Raw genomic sequence first — 18,227 nt, 5'->3', positions numbered from 1 at the left:
TGCAGCTTTAAGCGAATTTGTTAATAATCAACGATCGGCGATTAACAAACGACTAGTAGAAAGAATAGCGACAGTCTTAGAGATTGAAGACATTAATACTCTACTCACATTCGAGGCTTCAGAATCGCCTGTGTTGAACGAAAAGTAATAATCTAATATCATTTATCACGAAATAAGAAAACGCCATCACAAACGATTTTAAACCGTTTAGAAGGCGTCTTTTTTAGTTTTATTTATCTAAAGGTTATTTATTCCTATCCGTTTAACATATAAGTATATTACGGCAAATTTCTTAAAACGGAGGGATATACCGATGAGTTGGAAAGAGATATTTCGTTCGCGAATTCCAATCCAAATTTTAAGTGGCGGTCACGTGTTAACCGATAAGCAAATACCGGTCCCAATTACATCTGTATCACTTGTTAAAGGCGATAATCCAGGCGAAGTCATTACGGAAGTACCTTTCGCTGATAAGAAACGTTGGCATCTCGTTAACATCGAATGGGAAGAATCTTCGACTCGTAGTGCTGGGAAAGCCGCAGCAGGTGCTATTGCAGGTACAGTTATCGCTGGTCCAATTGGAACGATTGCAGGCGCAGCAATGGGCGGAAAGAAAAAAGACACATCGAAAGCCTTCGTTTACTTAGTCGGAGAAGACAACGTAGAACATGCGCTTCATATCAGATGTGATCAGAAACAGTATACACAAATTGCGAGTTACATCGGTTAACAAAAACAAGCGCCCTCACAGGCGCCTTTTTTACGTTAAATTTATACGAATGCCTCCGTTATTGGACGTAGGTTTAGGCGCTGGCTGCTGCGTTTTTGCATTACCGCCGTATTTCTGCATGAGTTCGTGAATGTCGGCGACTTGAATCACCTTAATGTAATTCGATGACACGTTATAACGGACGGGCGTGAGGATAATTACAGTGGGCCATACAGGAGCCTTACCTTCCCGCTGCCAATGCAACGCTTTCCACTCATCCGAAAAGAAAAACTCCTCATATAAGTTAATCTTCGCCTGCATTTTAGCTTCTGAGTATACGTTTCGCTGTATCTCGCACCAGAACGGAGCGCCTTTAAAGATACAAAAGAGATCCGGTTCAATGCCTCCTTTTCGTCCAGTCGGCTTATCTTCGACAATCACATGCTTAGGCTTACTATACGTACACATTTGTTTATACGTATCCAGTATCGAAAGGAAATGTAATATTTTCTGCGAGTTTTTCTTTATCTTCGCATCTGCAGGTAAATAAACGGTTGGAGAATACTGCTGCGTACGTTCTACGAGGCCCAGGCGAAATAGACGGACCATTACGGAGTTGCAGCCATTAACAGGTGTTTTTAATTCGGAGAAAAAGAGTTCTGCCAAACTATCACGATCGACAGCTCGAAACTTATTAATAAACTCAATTATGTCTTTATCACGCTGCGATAATCTTACTGGCATCTCACCATTCCTCCCCAAATATAGATTCTACGAGTTGTTCTGTTTGTGCACTCTGCTCGATTGGCACATCTTTCTTAAACGGAGCTATCATTCGTTTACATTCTTCTTCGTCGAGAAAAACGCCTTGAAACGTCTGTATGTCGTCTATCTTAATCAACATACGTCCGCGTGCGCCGGCATCTATTTCGTGAGCTCCTGGAACGCCAGCCACTTTCGCATTCGTTGCGTCAGCTTGGCGCCCACTAATCCGCACACGAAGATTTGACTTCAAGGCGCTTTTAAGGAGATCCGCATCTGGACGCTGCATGGCTATAACGAGATGTACTCCTAACGCTCGGCCCTGCGAAGCTACTTGTTCGATGAGCTCCACCAAATCACGCTCTTTTTTAATGATGGACATTTCGTCAACGACAGTTACAATACGAGGTAATTTAAACGGAAGCCCTTTAATATGTGTTACGCCATGCTCTAATAGTAAATCGCCTCGTCTGTACATTTCCGCCCGTAGTTTCGTGAACGGCTTAATCATTTCTTTCGCTTCAAACGACAACGAACCGACGTGTTCTACGCCATGAAACAGGCCGAGGTCAGCACGTTTAAGATCCGCAAGTACCAGGCGCAATTCTTCTGGCGACTTAGATTTGATTAGGGTCGTCAGAATCGCTCTCAGCAGACTAGACTTACCGGCGCCGATTTCGCCTGAGACAAGCAGCGTCTCGAGTTCGGCCATATCCCACGAAATATAATTGCCGTAAATATCCTTACCGACACAGACCGGCAGTTCCATGCGCTCAATTTCCGGCTTGAAATCCTCGTAATTATACTTAACGAGCTTCGGCATAGACTTTTTATGGACCGTTATAGAAAAATTTTTTAACTTACCGTTAATTTCAACGTTGGATCCTAACACTTGCTTAATCGCCCAGAGTTTATCGTCAAATACCTTCGGATTTATACCATTGATTAGGGAAAAGGAGTACCGTGTATAGGCATCCGTATTATCGATATGATGTATGCGGGGATATTGGTGGAAGGTGCGATCGCCTCTTTTATATGTCTTATACACTTCGGCATTCTTAAACGCCCTTATTAGTTGGCCACGTAGCTTTAATTTCGTAAACATATTTCGTCCTCCTTAAATCAAATCGAGAATGTCATTAGAAAATAAATCAAGGCGCCAAAGAAAGTAACCGGCATAATAAAACGTAGTACACCGCTAATGTTCGCTGCGATATCCAAGACACCTAATCGTTCTAATAATCGTTCAATTAATGCGATACCTAAGACAATCCCACCTAACGTTAAAATAGTCGGGTCAAGCATCGCTAACGGACTAAAGGGGACAAACGAAAATGTTCGATATGGACGATACCTCCGTTTTGCTTTTTTGTATGATTCGTTCATGAAGTCTTGAAACGAAATTGATTCCGTGTTTTTCATGCTGCGCCTACTTTCTATAAATTTCGATTTACAAGTCGCCGTTAGAGGGAATGATTCGTTCTCTCCGCCTTCGGCTTCTTTCTCTCAACAAATCTCGGGTAGCCTGCCGTATCAACGTATAAAGCCTGTATTAGCGCGTCATCGATAGTGCGGTAGAGAATGACTCGCTGATGATTTGGTTACACTTAGATATTATGTATCTGGTGCGGTTGTGTTGCATGTACCAATTTAAATTAACAAAGAATTTTTAGTGCGGTAGGTGATGATTCGGTGATAACTACTGAGACAATGGAATATGCGATATTTTTTACGTTATTAGCGACGGGCTTAATAGCGTACATCTTCTACGAAATGGGACCGAAACCGGATCCTGTTCCAGCGCGTATAATCGAATATAAAAAATTAGAGTCACACATTGAACGGAGATTATACAGCGCGCTAGTTAATAACGGATATAAAGTGCGCGCCCAGGTTAGGTGCGGTAGGTATACGATTGATCTAGTGATTAGAGACATAGCGATTGAGGCTGATGGAAAGAAATATCATTCGAGTCCAGAGCGAAAAGCACGTGATCGGCGTAAAAGCGCCTACCTTCGCAAAAATGGCTATCGTAAGGTTTTGCGTTTCACTGGAAGCGAAATAGTGACAAAAATGCCGGACGTGTTGAGGCGTATTGAGAAGGAGTTATAAACCTCTCGAGTTTAAATTTTTGTAGCGAAATTTTTATGCGGTCAAGTGATTTCCGTAAAAGAAGCCGCCTGGGTAAATGTTAAAATATGTCATCGAGTTTAAATTGCTGGCTGGATTGTTCGTACAGCAGATGAGAGGAATCGGATGGGGCGTCGTGGGGAGTCGGTCCGTTCAGCGCAAATAAAAAAAAGCCGATCAATTGACCGACTAATTAAATACACTAAACGTTTTTAATACATTATTCTTTTCTTCTTCTGTAATTCCAATGTAACGCAACGTTATTGAAGGATGCGAATGATTTAAGATTCCTTGTAACATCGCAATATCTTTCGTAGCTTTATAGAACCAATACCCAAACGTCTTACGTAACGTATGATTACCCACGCTCTCAACGCCTGCGAAGTCTGCTGCCTTATTAAGCTGGCGGTATGCTTGCGTAGGTGATATAGCCTTATCGCCCTTCCTAGACGGGAATAGCCAATCGCTGTCTAACTGAGAGGCGTAGGCGTATACTTCATCGTAACAGCCGCCGATATATACATCACGTTGCTTCTGCGTCTTACCTTCTTTAACTCGCATTATCTTCTCGCGCTTAGACTTCAACTCAACGATTTGCTTCTTCGTTAACTTCAACAGATCGCCCACACGTAGTCCAGTTTCGCAGCCTAATACGAATAAGATATAATCCCGTTCACTACAATGACGCTTTAACGCCCATTTCATATCGTCTAACTGTTTCTTATCGCGAATTGGCTGAACATCCTTCGCTTGATTCATACCGCCTCAACCTCCCGTTTATCAACGTTTTGAATGTACGATTTTCTTTTCGTTAAGTTAATAATACCACTATTTACCGTAAAGTCAATAGAATCAACGAAACGAATGTAAGATTTTATCTAAATTCATACGTTCAAGATTGTGCGAATGAACCCCCTGAGTTTTTGGCGGCTGTCTCCTTCGGACCCTTCGTGCTGGTGAATCGTACCTCAACGTATCAATAAATCGGACATAATCGGCAAGCTTAAACCGTATTCCTACTATAGGTTGCGTATAATATCGCCACTTCCGATTACATGATACACGAAAGTTTTTAGGCCACGCGCAGATGAGCCTCCGTGCTGGTATTTCGCATAAACTTTCACAACGGAATAAGACGTTAAGACTCCAACCAATTAAATATCGGAATGGCTCCTGTCGCTTGTGCTGCCGGTCGTGCCTGCGGTTTAACCTTACGGAGTTCCTCAACGATAGTCTTATCGATATAAGAGCTAAGCGCAGTTATTCCGCCTGGATTATTCTGTTGTACCTTTTCGATTTTAAGAGCTAAGTATTCGATAATTTTACTTACGTTATGTAGACGTTTATTTATTTTTAAGTCTTGTTTTTTTCGTAAAATAGACGTAGCAATTTGTTTGATAGCATCAGCCTTACTCTCCGTTGATGTTTGGCGTAACTCTTCTTCGAACTTTTCTTCGTACTGTTTGCGCAAGATTCGCTTAATCGCCGCGTAATTAGCATGTGTACGGAAAATGAAAACGCACGTCTTGGCCGAGTTGCCGCGTGGGTTGTAACGATAGAATACGTCAGCTACTCCGGATTCTTTCAGCGCTTTAATCGCCTTGTCTACCGTTCTAGTACTCACGCTAAATTGTTCCGCCAATGTTTCGCGACCTGGATAACTGTACCCGCGATCCGTCGCAAGATAAATAATACGCTGAATGATCTGCGCTAATTTCGTGCCAGGACGTAAGCCAATCGCTGCCTCTACGTCAGTATATATGTAATTCGCTACTTTTGCTCGTTGGTATGTATACGTTGCTGTTCGCTCTAATTCTTGCAGCTTCGTAAACTGCTGTTTTTCGATAATATGAAACTTCGTCAATGTACTCGTCTCCCTTTTACGGATACACAAAAAAGAACGCACTGAAATGTCGTTAATTTAAATACGACAAAACAGCACGCTCTTTTAGACGAAATACGTCGAGAATTTCTCCTTGATAATGTACTAGTATATAGGTTATAATTAACGTATATACTGAATACAGTAACAAAGAGCTTGAGCAGGTGTTATGTCGTGGTAGGAACACGACTGACGGCGGTAAAAGGGTTGCCTCCCGATTACTGCGCGCTTGGCTCTTTTTTATTGCTTCCGATTCAATTTTGTTAGCTTAATTGTACTCGGAACTATATCTAAAAACAAGTTAAATATTTCCTCCAGTAGTATATTTCGCTTTATTTTTATCGTTTTTCTGTTAATATAGTTGACTTAGACGGACATCTAACGCGAATACAACGGAGGAAAATATGATTAAAGAAAACTATTATTTAAAAAAAGACATTAAAAAATACTGCCAGATTCCAAGTAGTACGGTAAACGACTGGCTTAGAGAATACCCCAAACTGTTCCAAGCTACTGAAATTAACGGGGAAATTTACTACCACAAAAATACTATCGATAAGTTATACATAATGAACGGTATGCGAGCGAAGTGCTCAATGATCGAGATTGAAGATAGAATTAAGAATCTAACGGAAGTCTACGAAAAATCAGATCGCTACGATGCGGCAAGGTCTTACTTTAGAGATTAATTGATTGGGCGATAAGAAGTCCGTCTTCTATGATAGAATGTAATTATTAAATTATTAACGTATCGGGGTGTAGCGCGTGGCCGAAAACGGAGAAATTGTATCAGAAATGAATGAAACGCTAAAAACTAAGCAAATTGCCGCCATAGTGGGTATAGCAGAATCTACCGTTAGGAAGTACGCTAAATCCCTTGAAGAAGCGAATTATAAATTTAAAACAAGCGATACAGGGCGATTCTTTACGAAGGAAGACGCAGAGATATTCCGCCAAGTGAAAGAGGTTCGCGATAAGGCTGGCGTCAAGTTAGATCATGCATGCGCTATAGTAGTCGCACAGTTTAATAAGACCGCACAGACTATGGCGTCTGCTGAAGTACCGTCAAATAAGGAGCACGAGGCGCTACAGTCGCAATACACCTTGGAATACATAAAGAAATTAGAAGAGGCGCTACACCAGCAGCAAGAAGTAATCGCTAAATTAGAGGAACGTCTTGAACGACAAGAGTTACGGCAGGATTTACGCGATGAAAATGTGACGCAGTTATTACGTGAAATGGCCGAGACGAAGAAACAAATCGCGGCATCGAAAGAGAAGAAATGGTACGAGTTTTGGAAATGATGCTATAGCGCCTAGTAGCGTCTATGTACGAAAAAAAAGACGGAGCAAGCCAAAGGGGCCCCTCCGTTATTTTTATGCGCCGTGTCAGTCGTTATCATCGAATAAATTGAGCGAAAGTTGTTCGGCTCTCTTTCGACGGTAATACGCATACTTAACCTTTTTTAATCGTTCTCTATTTTTATCGTAATACTCTCGGTCGCGAGCAGAAACGCAGATTTTGCAGTATGGTCCAAGTTGACCGAATCCATCGCTTTTATGATGATAGTTCTTTGCGTGTTTTAATTCGCGGCATTTACGGCAAGTCTTAGCGACAACTTGGCCCTCAGCGTCCTTGAAGTATACGAATCCTCTCGGCTTTGTTCTTTCGTCATATTCCTGCGCCAGTAGTTCTTCTCGTAGACTCATATTCGCTCACCTCCTTGGTCGCCATGATATTGCTACTGATTCCCTTTTATTATACGAATTAATCCTTCTCGATACCAGTCCGCAAATGCGTCTAATCAAGCACCAGCTTCTCCTGCTAAGTAGATTTTTCGTGCCAGTGCCGATGCGAACTTATCGATGTCGGCTTCTTCGCGGACAGTCATTCCGCCCATGTTGATAACGACGCTTTGTCCGCTACCTTTCGCAAATTGGCGGTTTTCCTTCTTCGTTAGGACACGTTCGCCCTGGTGAAGTCGGTACATCATTCCGTTACGAGGTACGTAGGATTCACCGTGGTAAGACGATTTGTTTTTCTTCGAAGGCCCCATTCCGGCTTTTGCGTCGCTGAAACTCGGCATTTTAAAATTCGGCATCTTAAACGCTGATACTGCGCTTGTGAATGCGTGGAATCTCCCTTTGACTTTATCGATTACGTTGCCGATTGCGTTAAATGCGGCAGTACCTACTGCTTTGACTTTATCCCAGTTTTGGCAAAGTTTAATACCGCCTGCTACAAGCGCTCCGATAGGGCCTGAGAATGCCAGTATTTTCGTAATAAGGCTTCCGAATTTAGACCACAACTGCTGCGCTTTAGCCCTAATCGTATCCCAGTTTCGGTATAAAAGAACACCTGCTGCCACTAAACCTGCGATTGCTGCTGCGACTAACCCGATAGGATTCGCTGCCATAGCCGCATTCAACGCCCACTGAGTTACTGTCATCGTCGCTGCTACTGCTTGATAAGACCGCATTAATGTGACGATAGCGCCAATAGCCGTAAGAGCTACAACGGATGCTTTATACGCAATGAATGCCGTAGTGGCAACTAATACAACGTCTTTTACCGAAGTAACCTTTTCAAGAAATCCGGTGAGATTATCCACGACCGTTAATACTGCCTGCCCTAACGGAGCTAACGCTGTACCTACGTTTACAATAGTGTTCGCTACGTTGGTTAGCGTATTCCATAAAGTAGGTCCGTTGGTTTGGACATATGCAACGAAGTCTTTAAAACCCTGCGTTCCACTTAAACTGGCCGCCCATTCACTAAATCTTTGTGTGAGCCTGACTAAACTCGTTTCCATACTTACCCCTAAAGGCTGGAAAGCTTGTAGTAGGCTTATGACGCCTGAAAACGTATTTGTAGCGACCTGCGCGAAACTAGTTAGGCTTCTTGCCGCGTTTGTTTCTAACCATTCGAAAAACTGTGCTGCACCGGAGCTTCCAAGTGCGCTATTGAATCCCTGCATTAACTTAACCACTGCGCCAGAAACACTTAGTATAGTGGGTTGAAGTTTAGTTAAAACGGTCTGTGCTGCGGTTAGACCTTCAGAAAAGGCTTTAAATACAGGTTTTTCAAACTGCTTCGTAAACCCACCCCAAAAGCTTTTAAACTCCTGTAAATCCGTTAAAGCACCACGTTGAGCCTTACTCATGCCTTTATATAACGCTGCGAGCTCTTTCTGCGCTGCTACACGCTCTTTAACCGTATCAGCCTGATCGATTTTTTCTTGGATTTTTCCCAACTCTTCAGAAGCGTTAAATACCTTCGTTAATGCGGAAGTAGCAACGACGCCATACGCAACAGCCCCAGCGCCTGCAGCTGCGAAACTAGCGCCTAATGCACCGACGGCCGCCACTCCGACAGCAGTCGTTGTAGACATCGCAGAACCCAGGCTAGCAACCGCAATACCAGTTGAAGCTGTCGCCATTTTCATCATTTTAGTTTGAGCGATAATCTTTTTCATTTTTCCTGAGTAGTCGTCTTTAAGCTTTAATACTGCGGTTAAGTCGTAAGCCACGTCGCGTTACCTCCTCTCGTAAATGTCCTATTTCTAATGATTTATCGAATACCTTATCGTAAGAGACGCCCACACGGTACATATATGCAAAGGCCACACACTCGTCTATAAGACGCAATCCTAATTTCCGCAATTTAACGTCTTCTTGTTGCTCAAAATACTCGCAGAACTGCTGAACGTCTTTAATCTGGTCTTTAGGCATGTTGATTAACATAGAATCACCTAACGCTTCAACCGCATTGTCAAATTCGATTAGTTGTTTATCCATCGTTATCTCTCCTTTCATATATTAAAAAAGAGCCGCCATTTGGCAGCCCGTTAATGTTCAATATCCGTTTCGTCTTCTAATCGCTTAGCAAACGCAGCAATCTCATCGTCAATCTTGTCGTAGTTAATGCCGTTACTAGCGCTTGGAGCTTCTCGCTCAACGATATGTTTCTCTGATAACATCCCTTGCGACTGTAAGATAAGCTTTGCCATTGCGGCGGATCCTTCGTTAATTGCAACGTCATACATACGACTAATCAGTTCGCCGAGCCTATGCTGACTATGACGTGTAGCTGCTTTTCTTAATTCGGCCTGAAATGCGTCGTCTTTTATCCAGTTCGTGATGCTATTGCGGTGAACACCTAATACTTCGGCGATTTCTTGATTTTTCTTACCTTCGAGTAGTAGTTCGATAGCTTTGTAGTGGTTTTCGTTTAGATACTTCACGATACTTTCTCCTTTCGAATGATAGTACTTTTTATAAAATAAAAAGAGGACTACAATTAGCCCTCTCAGATCTATCTCTATTTAATTAGGAAACTATCTCTTTATAATGAAAAGTCACCTGATGGATCTAGACCTACAATATCAATCATCATTTCAGCCCTCTGTTGGATTTTTTCATTTCCTTTAAAATCTTCAATCCAATTTTCAACAGCTGTACAGATATCTAAACAAAATAAATCGACTTGTAGTTGTAATGTATCACCTGACTGGTTCATATGAAGAGTTCGATTAGGTATAGGTGCGACAAATTTATAATCTTTTAATACTTTTCTAACCCATTGGTTCTCAATATTCACTTCACCTGCATGAAGAAATGAACATCTCAAGGCGTACATATCTTCCCCTGTTAGAAATTGATGTTCTTTCTTGTCAGCTCCAATAAGCATTGTATATTGATCTTTTAGGTATTGATTATACCATTTAACGTATCGCTTAGTTGACTTTAAATTTTCGTCCTGTAATTTTCCGCAAATATCTGGAAGTGTTAAAGAAACTGCCAATGCAGCATGCCAATTTTCACTTTGTAATGCTTTTTTAATAGCGTTTGTAAAACCAAAAAGCTTACTTTCTAAAACGGTTACCATTTCTCCAATCCCCCTATCAAACTGATAAGTAAATTTTACCATGACATTAGACTTAAATGAAAGCATTTTTTACCATTTCAGAACTTCTCCATCATGAATGTAGTATAAGTCTCTTTCCTTCTCGTCTAAATACATAATTTCTTGGTCTGGATTATCGGCTACTATCTTAATATTAAATATTTTCTCAAGTTGATGTACTTCTTCAACAAACTTTTTAACCTCTTGTTTTCTATTCAATTAAATCACCATCTTCTGAGTTTTTAGTATCACATATTGTCTATAACTTTATAATATTCAATGCCTAGAAAGTAATACATTTGACCGTCTGAGCATTTAGAAAGCGATTTTTAGCGTTCGAATATAAATACCTTCACAGAAATACGCAACGCCTAGAATCGCCTAATATGAAGCTTAAAACACGCAATAAAACGTCAAAGTGCTCGTTTTGTTCTTAGTTCTCGATTGTAATTTCGTTGTTTCTGCTTGCGAATTTCCACGGCACATTCACCGCAGTATTTCTGCCGATTAGACTTGCGCTGGAATGGATCTCCGCAATGTTCACAGCGAGATTTGTTATCGACTTGGCCGCGCGCCGCGTGATACTTTGCTTCTAGCGTAGGATTACCAGGTAACACTGCCTCCTCGAAGTAACTACATCGGCGTAAATTCGCCGTGTCGTTTTGATATACGCATGGTCTATCTAGGATTAAACAGTGACCGTCGCCATAATTTGCGCATGCTCTTTCAACCAAGCGCATTGTTTCTGATTTCATCGTAATCTCCTCCGTTTTGGTAAAATAAAAACGCCAGGCGACAATGCGCGAGGCGTTCAAGATGTATTCTTATTGATCTTTTCAGCGAGTTTATGGCTAGATACAATAAACGAAATGAATTAAATTAAACTTCTGCCTTCCAATTCAAAGAAACGTTATTCGTTCCAGAGGCAGGTGGAGTATTAAAATATATAGTGATATTAGTGGCATCGACGGTTACATATTTCTTCCCAGCTGTGCCCGCGCCCGCACTTGCTAACTCTACGTGATAGTAAGATGGTACAACACCTAATCCGTGAGCAATAGTTTTAGATGTTGCTGTTCCGTCACCGCTATATGTTAGGGTTCCGGTTTTAACTTGATTTTGACTGAATTTATTAGTACCCACCAACATTACACCGCTCTCTAATTCTGTAGGTGTAAAAATCGCTGTGTCTCCTTGCCTAAAAACAATAGAGGTGATGCCGTTAGGTAGTTTGATATTCCCAGAACTTGTAAGTGTTGTCGTTCCTGCTCCGTGGAATTTAACACATATTAACTCGCCAGATGAAGATGTATGATTTAAAGTATTGATCGTCCCACTTTGGTTTGTTAAATATACAAATTTAACATTGCCTAGAGATACAGCATCAACGGCGTTAATCTGTCTTATTAGACCTTTATTTACTACAGTTCCTTTGTTATTCCATGATTTAATTTCAAAACTTTGACCGTTACCCCAAATAGAAGTATCAACTGTCCCATTGAAACTACAACTTGAAACAATAATGCTATCTGTAGTATCTGTACTTTTGACGCCGTAACCGCCGCTGGCCCCATCAGAACAAGCATTTGCGAAGTTAGCAGAATCTATGATTAGGTTAGTTGTTTTATAAGTCGTGATGCAATACTTAACGTTTTCAAACCAACAGTTTTTCAGTGTTGTGTTTTTGTTATTCTTTATATCCAACACTTTTTCACTGTTTTGTGAAGTTACCATGTCAAATAAAAGAGTGTTTCCGCCGTCAACATATATATTAGTGCCTACTGTTTTAATTCCATTTGTCGGGCAATCGAATCCGCAGTTTCTGAATGTGTGCTGGCCTATTTGGTTTTCCATGTATAAGCAGTAGCTTGTGGCTTCTGCAACACGGTAAGCTTGAATATTTTCAAATATGTTGAATTGGTTAGGTAGACTAGATGGGGCTAATTCTTCGGCACCTTTTGTAATGATAATTTGAGCGCCTCTAAACCCTTTGATTTTCAAATTCTTAAAAACAGAATACCAAACACCGCCATGAAAAGGAGAAACTTGTAGTGGATAGGCGATCAAACCTAAACCATGTTGCCCTGCATTTACAGAACCTCCGTCAATCGTGAAGTTTGATACTACAATCTGCTGCGTTGGAGAATCAATACTTCTCATAAAAAAAGTTTCTGCGCTAACTAATGCCTTGATGAACGTTTTGTTGATTCCAGCACCATCTAAATATATTCCGTCACGGTAATTAACGTATTTAACAGAAAAGGTCCCTTTTGGAAGATAGACCTTGTTATAACCGTTAGATTTAGCGAATGACATAATCGCTTCTAACTTATCAGTCTCGTCTCCGCTACCTATTAAACCTACAAGTGGTGCAGGAGGGTATTTCGCATTAATTTCTCTACTATCCACCGTATTAGTTAACGTGGATACCGTTGTTTGAGTCGCACTAAAGTCTCCGACAAAATCATCTAGTTTATCAAAGTTACCGTTCAACTCTGCTCGCTTAAAATAGTCCATTTCTCCCCAAATATCCAAGTTTAGGTTAGGTGTTTTATTTGAAGCCATCTCTATCCATCTCCTTCGGCTTAGTTATCTCGCTGATTTCCTTAAAATCTCGGCCTTCTAATTCGTCAAATGTTACGTCCTTCATCACGCATTCCCCTTTCGTAATAAAAAAAGAACTACCATTAGCGATAGTTCTTACGTAAGTTCTATATTAATAATTTTATCCACCCAAAAACAGAAAGCCACAGAGGAATACTTATTAAAGTTGCTATGAAATATCCCTTAATAAAATTGTTTTCCAATGTATTACTCCTTTCACAAAAGGGCTTTTACGATATCTTTATCATAGCAATACATTGTTTAGAGAGTGTTAAATATAAGTTAAAGTTTCCTGTAAGAAAGCCACCTCGTTGATTATTTTCGTTCAGTTGTGATTCCGTGATTAATTGCTTGCGATATCTCGTGAGCGCTTAAGCCATATTTAATACCGTCAGCTTCCGGGTGCGTAGTGTATCCCCAATGAATTTCACGAAGGTGCGGAAGGTCTTTTTGTTCGATGCCATTACTGCGACCAACCTGACGCGCTGTTTCTCTAACCTTTTCGGCCACGGCTTGTTGACCATTACGAAACGCTACAATCGCGTTCAGATAAGCGAATTTTGCGTTCTCGATATCATCTAATAACGCCTGTTCTTGCGTTTTATACTGGGCTATTGCTTCCTCGCGAGCTAAATCAACCGCCTCGACAGCAAGCGAAGATACTTCTGGTGCAACATTTACTCGGGATAATCGGTCGTTAAGGCCGGCAATCGTTAATTCTAATCGCGTAATTTCTTGCTTTAATGCTACCTCTTTGCTCAATGCTTCATCCGTTATGTCCAACGCTGATTCAACTTGATGCTTCGATAGTTCACCTTGTAATTTTTCTAAATTCAACTCGAGTTCAACTTTCCTATCTTCGAATGCCTGGCGAGCTTCCGCCTGCTTTCCAGCCGATACTTTGTATTCCTCGATAACTACTACTGAAGTACGTTCTTTTTTAGCCATTTTGATTTCCCCTTTTATCGTATAATTTTATGCGGACATACTAGGCGCAATTTAAGCAGCTCTAGGCGTCCTTTTAACGTTTTTAACTCGTCTAGCTTACTTTCACATTCATCTAGTGCTGTAGCCTCATCTACGCTTAACCCAACGTCTAAATCCGTTGTTATTTTCGCAAATTCATAGCTTTGAAACCTGCGTAATGCTCGCTTACTACTTTCCGCCAAAGATGGATAAACAGGCGTATTTATGTTTTCGATAAGCTCATACGCTACATTTTCAATTAATACATCGTCAAACTTTAACGTAAGTGACGCCACGCCTTCAGAACGCTTAGAAACGTCTCGTAACGCCCTCCGCAGTGCAATGTGGCCGCAGTATGATTTATCATTTTTACGATCACCTACAGCGATAATTTGGTCGCTAAACAAGATCCCTTCGTAGTGACTGAGCGCATACGAAAAAACACCGTGCTTATCGTCATCGGCGTAACAGCAAGTTAATATATACTTCAATTATTGAACCTCCCGTTCCAAATTTGTTCTTCGAAGTAAGGCCTCCTCAGCGAGTAATACACCCAGTCCATATAACTTCCTATGATGAAAAATCAATATGTTTTCCTCTTCACCTATTACCTTCTTAATGTACTTAGTTAATATATGTTTTTGATGTACGAAAGTAGGGTGAGTTCCTTCGAATACAACATCACACCCTTTAGGTAAAAGCTCGCAAGCCCGATCAATGGTTTTGTATATTGATCTTGTAGCTGATCCGTTCGCTGTTTTTGGAAAATAGTAAGATCCCGTGTAATAGGGTTTATATTGACCCGACGCCACAAGCTGAAGACTTACTCCCCATCCATGTTCATTAGTTACTGTTAATATTTTTGCTCTGATCGAATTGTGCATTCGCGATCATCCCCTCTGAAAATTTGTATATAAAAAGACTCGGCAATTAACCAAGTCTTTCAGATAACGCAAATATTGTTCTCGCCGTCTCTAATGTCTTTGCATCGCCGGCATATACAGCGCGTGGATTAACGATTAGACCGGCTTTACCCTTTGATTTAAAATCAGTGCCAAAGTAGCCGAATACTTTACTACCATCGTACTTAATTTTATCGATAATCTTAACGAGGTCCTCAGTACGCTTGTAACCTAGTAACGCAGCCAGCTTCGCAATGGGAATTGGATCGATGCGCTCTTTAACTGATTCCGTCGGGTTGTAACATACGATATTGTAGTTAAAGTTAATGAACGGCAGTACCGCGTAAAGGACCGCCAGTTGCTTAATCGTTCTACCGTTATAAGCCTCGTATAGTTCACGTGCTGTATTACGGAAAAGACGCGTATAAGCTAGATCGCTAATATCGTATCCGTGATTCTTCATTGTGCCTCGATAAAACACAGTCGGATTCATGAAAAGATGACCGTTTTCGTCCTGCGAAACAATATCGCATTCAATTAGACGGTTATAAAACTCGGAAAACTTACTGCGACTCATGCCGACTAACTTTTCTAAGGCTTGGCGATTAAGTGGTACGCCATTGTCATACTGCAGCATACCGTCAGCCCACCCGGTATATGTACCGATGAACATTAAACGAGCCAGGTCGCTTTGTGATAACGTTGGAAATCGTCCGTCCATTGTAGAAAGAGAGTTAAATAGAGCGAATACGAAACCGCCTTGCTCATGTTGGAACTTTGCGAATTCATCACGCACGATTAAGCCGTTAAACTGTTCTTCTGTTGTGTTAAGCGCCAGTTGTACGCGCTGAGATTGATCGTTTCCGTTTTTATCGTGAAACTTGCCGTCTTTAACCGTTCCCTCTTCAATCATGGCGTGAAATCCGCGTCGTTGCTTGGGCGTTAGGTTTTTCCATTGACGCTGTTCTTCTAATCGATTGATACTCATTAAACTCATCCTCCTAAAAATTTCGGTTTTCGGGAACAAAAATACCCAATTATTTCGGTTTTCGGGAACACTCAAAAACTAGCGTAAATACGTTAAAAACACTTATATATCAACGTTTATAGGCTATTTTATATCGTTTTCACAACTTCTCATTCATCTTTATCAGTTATATAAAAATATCGGTAAATAACTAAAAGAACTTAAACATTCCGCCTTCGTCCAAAACCAGTCCTCGGCGGTGTCGTCTTTTATTCTTTTTAATACCATCGCCCAGATAATATAAGTACTAGGGACGATAATTCTTTTAACGGATGATACCGGCTGCGACTGAACTTGGAGCAGACGGAATGTTTTAATCTATTGAATAACGTTTATATACCGACTCAATCTCAGCGACCTTCTCAGCGTTTAGTTGGAACGTATATGTGATGCGGCCTGCCAAGCGTTTAGATACCGGACATTTCCCGCGTTCAATCATGTTGATGTATTCGTCTGTCACTCCGAGTAGTTCTCCGAGCTTTGCTTGTGTTAACCTATAAACCTTGCGAATTTTCCTTAATAGCTCGGGCGTAATAGCCATACAATCAACTCCTTCGTTTAGTTTTTTCTAAATAAAATACTGAAAAAAAAAGCACGCCAAGGGGACGGCGGCATCGAATATTTATAAATCAAAAAAATCTTTACATAAGTTGTATCTAACTGTGACGCTAAAATGTCGGGTTCACTATAATAAGATAGCTAAGTCGATTAATTACAGTCTCCATATCGTAAAAATAGAAATTTCCTATTTTATATAGCTCAAATGTTTTTATCAAAATGTCGGGTATTACCCCTCATAATACGTAGATACAAAACGGCTAAAAGGTTGCTATTTTACTTACTTCCTTAGTCCTGAGTTTTTATATTTTGTCGGGTTCTACTATATAGGTGTGTTGAGAAGCGTTTTAGGATAGTACTTCTCGTAATTCCAGATACAAATTTCTAATTTTTACACCTACTCATTACGTATAAAGCACACTTTCACCTGTTTTGTACCTATAGGACAGATGTTTTAACAAAAAGTTGCTATATTGTCTAAGTGTTGAAACTATAAAAAAGTACGGAGTCTCCTTATACTCCCAGATACAAACTAACGTAAAATATGTCCCTCATATCATATAAAGCGTAATTTATCTCCATTTACACCTATTCAATACAAAATAAAAGCACCTGTTGCCGCAGATGCTCGTTTTTAATCTATATAATTAATCGCCGCCAGCTTTTCTTCGAGTTTAAATAGACCGTCCGAGCCTCCGATTTGCCTATCGAAGTTCCTCTAAATCAAGCGAAAACTGTTGCCCCAATCTCCGCTAGTGTGTTATAATTAATATACTGAGTTTTAGAATATGTCGGATTCGATTGCCATTCGAATCTTTACTTTTAGGTCTAGCGCATGCCAAGCGTCTAGGCCTTTTTTATTGCCGCTAATCTCCGGAACATTTCCGCCACAGAAAGGTCCTTTAATGATTCGAAATCAATTTCCGCTACGATTTCTTCAGGGAGGATCACGTTTGTTATCGTCTGCCAGTCCGTAACAATCCCGTTCTCGTCCGTTTTTTCAATTACTTCAATACTTACACACTCGCCGTTTGCCGTCACGACAGTAGTAGGTGCGATTACAAGCACTTGTTTTTCAACGATCTCTAATTCACCATCGAAATCGTACCAGTATTTAAGCGTTACTACTTCCGTCATGACGCGTCACGCCCTAGCGTTAGGCTAGTTAGTTTAGTGAAAAGCCCAACTGCCGACAGACCGTATAGTTCCTCAATTTGAAAATTCGCTATAGCTTCTTCGTCTACATGGAGCATCATAATTTCTTCAACGTAAACATAATAACCTTCCCGAGTCCGAGCTACGCGATCGACCATGATTCCAGATTCCATTTCTTTCGAAATCCTTATTACTACATCCTCACTAATTTCAATTACTTGTTTTTTCTCGAAAACAACATCTCCCTCACCGAAATCGTACTTATAAGTTACTTCTTTAATCATTTTAATTCCTCCATTACGAAATTTAGTAATTTATTGCTTGTTTTTATTATATGCCCATAAAAACAGAAATGCAACAACAAAATTACGAAATTGCGAAATTTTTTATTTTAGGCTATACTTGTTACAAATGGAGGTAGATGACGGTGAAAGAATATAGAATAAAAGTTAACCTTGATCGGATTTTAAAAGAACGAAAGATTACTCAAAAGGATCTTATTGTAATGCTTAATGAAGGTTTAGATGAAGGCGAGGCCAAGTTTCGACCTGCAGCTTTAAGCGAATTTGTTAATAATCAACGATCGGCGATTAACAAACGACTAGTAGAAAGAATAGCGACAGTCT

The 18,227-nt window shown here is 40.6% G+C and carries 25 protein-coding genes and 1 pseudogene; 5 read left to right on the top strand and 21 right to left on the bottom strand.

The genetic code is table 11. From position 1 onward, the window contains the following. The first annotated feature begins 313 nt into the window (after positions 1 to 313). Entirely contained in the window at positions 314 to 730 is a 417-nt protein-coding gene (locus ACH0CI_RS26880; protein WP_406902524.1) for a hypothetical protein, read from the top strand. Between the two features lie 30 nt (positions 731 to 760). On the opposite strand, the gene ACH0CI_RS26875 is transcribed toward ACH0CI_RS26880, so the two are convergent. Genes ACH0CI_RS26875 through ACH0CI_RS26865 form a run of 3 tightly spaced genes read right to left on the bottom strand, consistent with a single transcriptional unit; the run spans position 761 to position 2,893 of the window. Then, positions 761 to 1,453, bottom strand: a complete 693-nt coding sequence (locus ACH0CI_RS26875) for a hypothetical protein (protein ID WP_406902523.1) — start codon at positions 1,451 to 1,453, stop codon at positions 761 to 763. 1 nt (position 1,454) lies between these two features. Next, the gene (locus ACH0CI_RS26870) at positions 1,455 to 2,576 is read right to left on the bottom strand and encodes an FtsK/SpoIIIE domain-containing protein (RefSeq protein WP_406902522.1); all 1,122 of its coding nucleotides are present in this window, start codon (positions 2,574 to 2,576) and stop codon (positions 1,455 to 1,457) included. A gap of 17 nt (positions 2,577 to 2,593) precedes the next feature. Continuing rightward, positions 2,594 to 2,893: a hypothetical protein gene (locus tag ACH0CI_RS26865; RefSeq protein WP_406902521.1), complete on the bottom strand. Its 300-nt coding sequence runs from the start codon at positions 2,891 to 2,893 to the stop codon at positions 2,594 to 2,596. 270 nt (positions 2,894 to 3,163) lie between these two features. On the opposite strand from ACH0CI_RS26865, the gene ACH0CI_RS26860 reads away from it, so the two are divergent. Then, positions 3,164 to 3,583 carry an endonuclease domain-containing protein gene (locus tag ACH0CI_RS26860; protein ID WP_406902520.1) on the top strand — a complete coding sequence of 140 codons (420 nt, stop codon included), beginning with the start codon at positions 3,164 to 3,166 and terminating at the stop codon, positions 3,581 to 3,583. A gap of 207 nt (positions 3,584 to 3,790) precedes the next feature. On the opposite strand, the gene ACH0CI_RS26855 is transcribed toward ACH0CI_RS26860, so the two are convergent. Together ACH0CI_RS26855 and ACH0CI_RS26850 are read right to left on the bottom strand one after the other, a co-directional pair. Continuing rightward, complete coding sequence (locus ACH0CI_RS26855) at positions 3,791 to 4,360, bottom strand: tyrosine-type recombinase/integrase (RefSeq protein WP_406902519.1); 570 nt, start codon at positions 4,358 to 4,360, stop codon at positions 3,791 to 3,793. A gap of 379 nt (positions 4,361 to 4,739) precedes the next feature. After that, complete coding sequence (locus ACH0CI_RS26850) at positions 4,740 to 5,465, bottom strand: HTH domain-containing protein (protein WP_406902518.1); 726 nt, start codon at positions 5,463 to 5,465, stop codon at positions 4,740 to 4,742. A 422-nt stretch (positions 5,466 to 5,887) separates the two neighbouring features. Here ACH0CI_RS26850 and ACH0CI_RS26845 point away from each other — a divergent pair, with 422 nt between their 5' ends. Together ACH0CI_RS26845 and ACH0CI_RS26840 are read left to right on the top strand one after the other, a co-directional pair. Further along, complete coding sequence (locus tag ACH0CI_RS26845; protein WP_406902517.1) at positions 5,888 to 6,172, top strand: hypothetical protein; 285 nt, start codon at positions 5,888 to 5,890, stop codon at positions 6,170 to 6,172. Positions 6,173 to 6,248: 76 nt separating this feature from the next. Next, entirely contained in the window at positions 6,249 to 6,788 is a 540-nt protein-coding gene (locus tag ACH0CI_RS26840; RefSeq protein ID WP_406902516.1) for a DUF3967 domain-containing protein, read from the top strand. Between the two features lie 84 nt (positions 6,789 to 6,872). On the opposite strand, the gene ACH0CI_RS26835 is transcribed toward ACH0CI_RS26840, so the two are convergent. The 16 genes and pseudogenes from ACH0CI_RS26835 to ACH0CI_RS26760 form a co-directional block, all read right to left on the bottom strand. Beyond that, positions 6,873 to 7,193, bottom strand: coding sequence for a hypothetical protein (locus ACH0CI_RS26835; protein WP_406902515.1), 321 nt, complete (start codon positions 7,191 to 7,193; stop codon positions 6,873 to 6,875). A gap of 95 nt (positions 7,194 to 7,288) precedes the next feature. Next, a complete protein-coding gene (locus ACH0CI_RS26830; protein ID WP_406902514.1) occupies positions 7,289 to 9,013 on the bottom strand; it encodes a phage tail tape measure protein in 1,725 nt (574 codons plus the stop codon). Then, entirely contained in the window at positions 8,979 to 9,281 is a 303-nt protein-coding gene (locus ACH0CI_RS26825) for a hypothetical protein (RefSeq protein WP_406902513.1), read from the bottom strand. The genes ACH0CI_RS26830 and ACH0CI_RS26825 overlap by 35 nt, the downstream gene beginning before the upstream one ends. A 50-nt stretch (positions 9,282 to 9,331) precedes the next feature. Further along, a complete protein-coding gene (locus tag ACH0CI_RS26820; RefSeq protein WP_406902512.1) occupies positions 9,332 to 9,727 on the bottom strand; it encodes a phBC6A51 family helix-turn-helix protein in 396 nt (131 codons plus the stop codon). 101 nt (positions 9,728 to 9,828) lie between these two features. Continuing rightward, positions 9,829 to 10,371, bottom strand: coding sequence for a hypothetical protein (locus ACH0CI_RS26815; protein WP_406902510.1), 543 nt, complete (start codon positions 10,369 to 10,371; stop codon positions 9,829 to 9,831). A gap of 69 nt (positions 10,372 to 10,440) precedes the next feature. Then, positions 10,441 to 10,608, bottom strand: a complete 168-nt coding sequence (locus ACH0CI_RS26810; protein ID WP_406902509.1) for a hypothetical protein — start codon at positions 10,606 to 10,608, stop codon at positions 10,441 to 10,443. A gap of 194 nt (positions 10,609 to 10,802) precedes the next feature. Continuing rightward, positions 10,803 to 11,006 carry a hypothetical protein gene (locus ACH0CI_RS26805; protein WP_406902525.1) on the bottom strand — a complete coding sequence of 68 codons (204 nt, stop codon included), beginning with the start codon at positions 11,004 to 11,006 and terminating at the stop codon, positions 10,803 to 10,805. 3 nt (positions 11,007 to 11,009) lie between these two features. Next, positions 11,010 to 11,129, bottom strand: a pseudogene (locus ACH0CI_RS26800) (cysteine-rich VLP protein); the annotation flags it as partial. A gap of 139 nt (positions 11,130 to 11,268) precedes the next feature. Further along, complete coding sequence (locus ACH0CI_RS26795) at positions 11,269 to 12,954, bottom strand: hypothetical protein (RefSeq protein WP_406902508.1); 1,686 nt, start codon at positions 12,952 to 12,954, stop codon at positions 11,269 to 11,271. Positions 12,955 to 13,308: 354 nt separating this feature from the next. Beyond that, positions 13,309 to 13,941, bottom strand: coding sequence for a hypothetical protein (locus tag ACH0CI_RS26790; RefSeq protein WP_406902507.1), 633 nt, complete (start codon positions 13,939 to 13,941; stop codon positions 13,309 to 13,311). A 14-nt stretch (positions 13,942 to 13,955) separates the two neighbouring features. After that, positions 13,956 to 14,450, bottom strand: a complete 495-nt coding sequence (locus ACH0CI_RS26785) for a hypothetical protein (RefSeq protein WP_406902506.1) — start codon at positions 14,448 to 14,450, stop codon at positions 13,956 to 13,958. Further along, on the bottom strand, positions 14,451 to 14,843 hold the full coding sequence (locus ACH0CI_RS26780; protein ID WP_406902505.1) for a methylenetetrahydrofolate reductase: 393 nt from the start codon (positions 14,841 to 14,843) through the stop codon (positions 14,451 to 14,453). A 46-nt stretch (positions 14,844 to 14,889) separates the two neighbouring features. Further along, positions 14,890 to 15,849 carry a hypothetical protein gene (locus tag ACH0CI_RS26775; protein WP_406902504.1) on the bottom strand — a complete coding sequence of 320 codons (960 nt, stop codon included), beginning with the start codon at positions 15,847 to 15,849 and terminating at the stop codon, positions 14,890 to 14,892. A 352-nt stretch (positions 15,850 to 16,201) separates the two neighbouring features. Continuing rightward, a complete protein-coding gene (locus ACH0CI_RS26770) occupies positions 16,202 to 16,429 on the bottom strand; it encodes a helix-turn-helix transcriptional regulator (protein WP_406902503.1) in 228 nt (75 codons plus the stop codon). An 863-nt stretch (positions 16,430 to 17,292) separates the two neighbouring features. After that, the gene (locus ACH0CI_RS26765; RefSeq protein WP_406902502.1) at positions 17,293 to 17,583 is read right to left on the bottom strand and encodes a hypothetical protein; all 291 of its coding nucleotides are present in this window, start codon (positions 17,581 to 17,583) and stop codon (positions 17,293 to 17,295) included. Continuing rightward, entirely contained in the window at positions 17,580 to 17,885 is a 306-nt protein-coding gene (locus tag ACH0CI_RS26760) for a hypothetical protein (RefSeq protein WP_406902501.1), read from the bottom strand. Before ACH0CI_RS26760 ends, ACH0CI_RS26765 begins: the two co-directional genes overlap by 4 nt. Before the next feature lie 143 nt (positions 17,886 to 18,028). Here ACH0CI_RS26760 and ACH0CI_RS26755 point away from each other — a divergent pair. Next, positions 18,029 to 18,227: hypothetical protein (locus ACH0CI_RS26755; protein ID WP_406902500.1), on the top strand; the 199-nt coding region annotated here is incomplete at its 3' end.

It is taken from the genome of Priestia sp. 179-F W1.4 NHS (genome assembly GCF_045369295.1).
GTDB classification, from domain to species: Bacteria; Bacillota; Bacilli; order Bacillales; family Bacillaceae_H; genus Priestia; species Priestia zanthoxyli.
Note: the sequence above shows the minus strand (reverse complement) of the source record. Positions and strands in the feature narration are given on the sequence as shown.

Bases quoted from the DNA above. Each gene is read 5' to 3' on its own strand.
- ACH0CI_RS26880 (WP_406902524.1), top strand. From the start codon at position 314: ATGAGTTGGAAAGAGATATTTCGTTCGCGAATTCCAATCCAAATTTTA.
- ACH0CI_RS26875 (WP_406902523.1), bottom strand. From the start codon at position 1,453: ATGCCAGTAAGATTATCGCAGCGTGATAAAGACATAATTGAGTTTATT.
- ACH0CI_RS26870 (WP_406902522.1), bottom strand. From the start codon at position 2,576: ATGTTTACGAAATTAAAGCTACGTGGCCAACTAATAAGGGCGTTTAAG.
- ACH0CI_RS26865 (WP_406902521.1), bottom strand. From the start codon at position 2,893: ATGAAAAACACGGAATCAATTTCGTTTCAAGACTTCATGAACGAATCA.
- ACH0CI_RS26855 (WP_406902519.1), bottom strand. From the start codon at position 4,360: ATGAATCAAGCGAAGGATGTTCAGCCAATTCGCGATAAGAAACAGTTA.
- ACH0CI_RS26845 (WP_406902517.1), top strand. From the start codon at position 5,888: ATGATTAAAGAAAACTATTATTTAAAAAAAGACATTAAAAAATACTGC.
- ACH0CI_RS26835 (WP_406902515.1), bottom strand. From the start codon at position 7,193: ATGAGTCTACGAGAAGAACTACTGGCGCAGGAATATGACGAAAGAACA.
- ACH0CI_RS26825 (WP_406902513.1), bottom strand. From the start codon at position 9,281: ATGGATAAACAACTAATCGAATTTGACAATGCGGTTGAAGCGTTAGGT.
- ACH0CI_RS26815 (WP_406902510.1), bottom strand. From the start codon at position 10,371: ATGGTAACCGTTTTAGAAAGTAAGCTTTTTGGTTTTACAAACGCTATT.
- ACH0CI_RS26795 (WP_406902508.1), bottom strand. From the start codon at position 12,954: ATGGCTTCAAATAAAACACCTAACCTAAACTTGGATATTTGGGGAGAA.
- ACH0CI_RS26790 (WP_406902507.1), bottom strand. From the start codon at position 13,941: ATGGCTAAAAAAGAACGTACTTCAGTAGTAGTTATCGAGGAATACAAA.
- ACH0CI_RS26780 (WP_406902505.1), bottom strand. From the start codon at position 14,843: ATGCACAATTCGATCAGAGCAAAAATATTAACAGTAACTAATGAACAT.
- ACH0CI_RS26775 (WP_406902504.1), bottom strand. From the start codon at position 15,849: ATGAGTATCAATCGATTAGAAGAACAGCGTCAATGGAAAAACCTAACG.
- ACH0CI_RS26770 (WP_406902503.1), bottom strand. From the start codon at position 16,429: ATGGCTATTACGCCCGAGCTATTAAGGAAAATTCGCAAGGTTTATAGG.
- ACH0CI_RS26765 (WP_406902502.1), bottom strand. From the start codon at position 17,583: ATGACGGAAGTAGTAACGCTTAAATACTGGTACGATTTCGATGGTGAA.
- ACH0CI_RS26760 (WP_406902501.1), bottom strand. From the start codon at position 17,885: ATGATTAAAGAAGTAACTTATAAGTACGATTTCGGTGAGGGAGATGTT.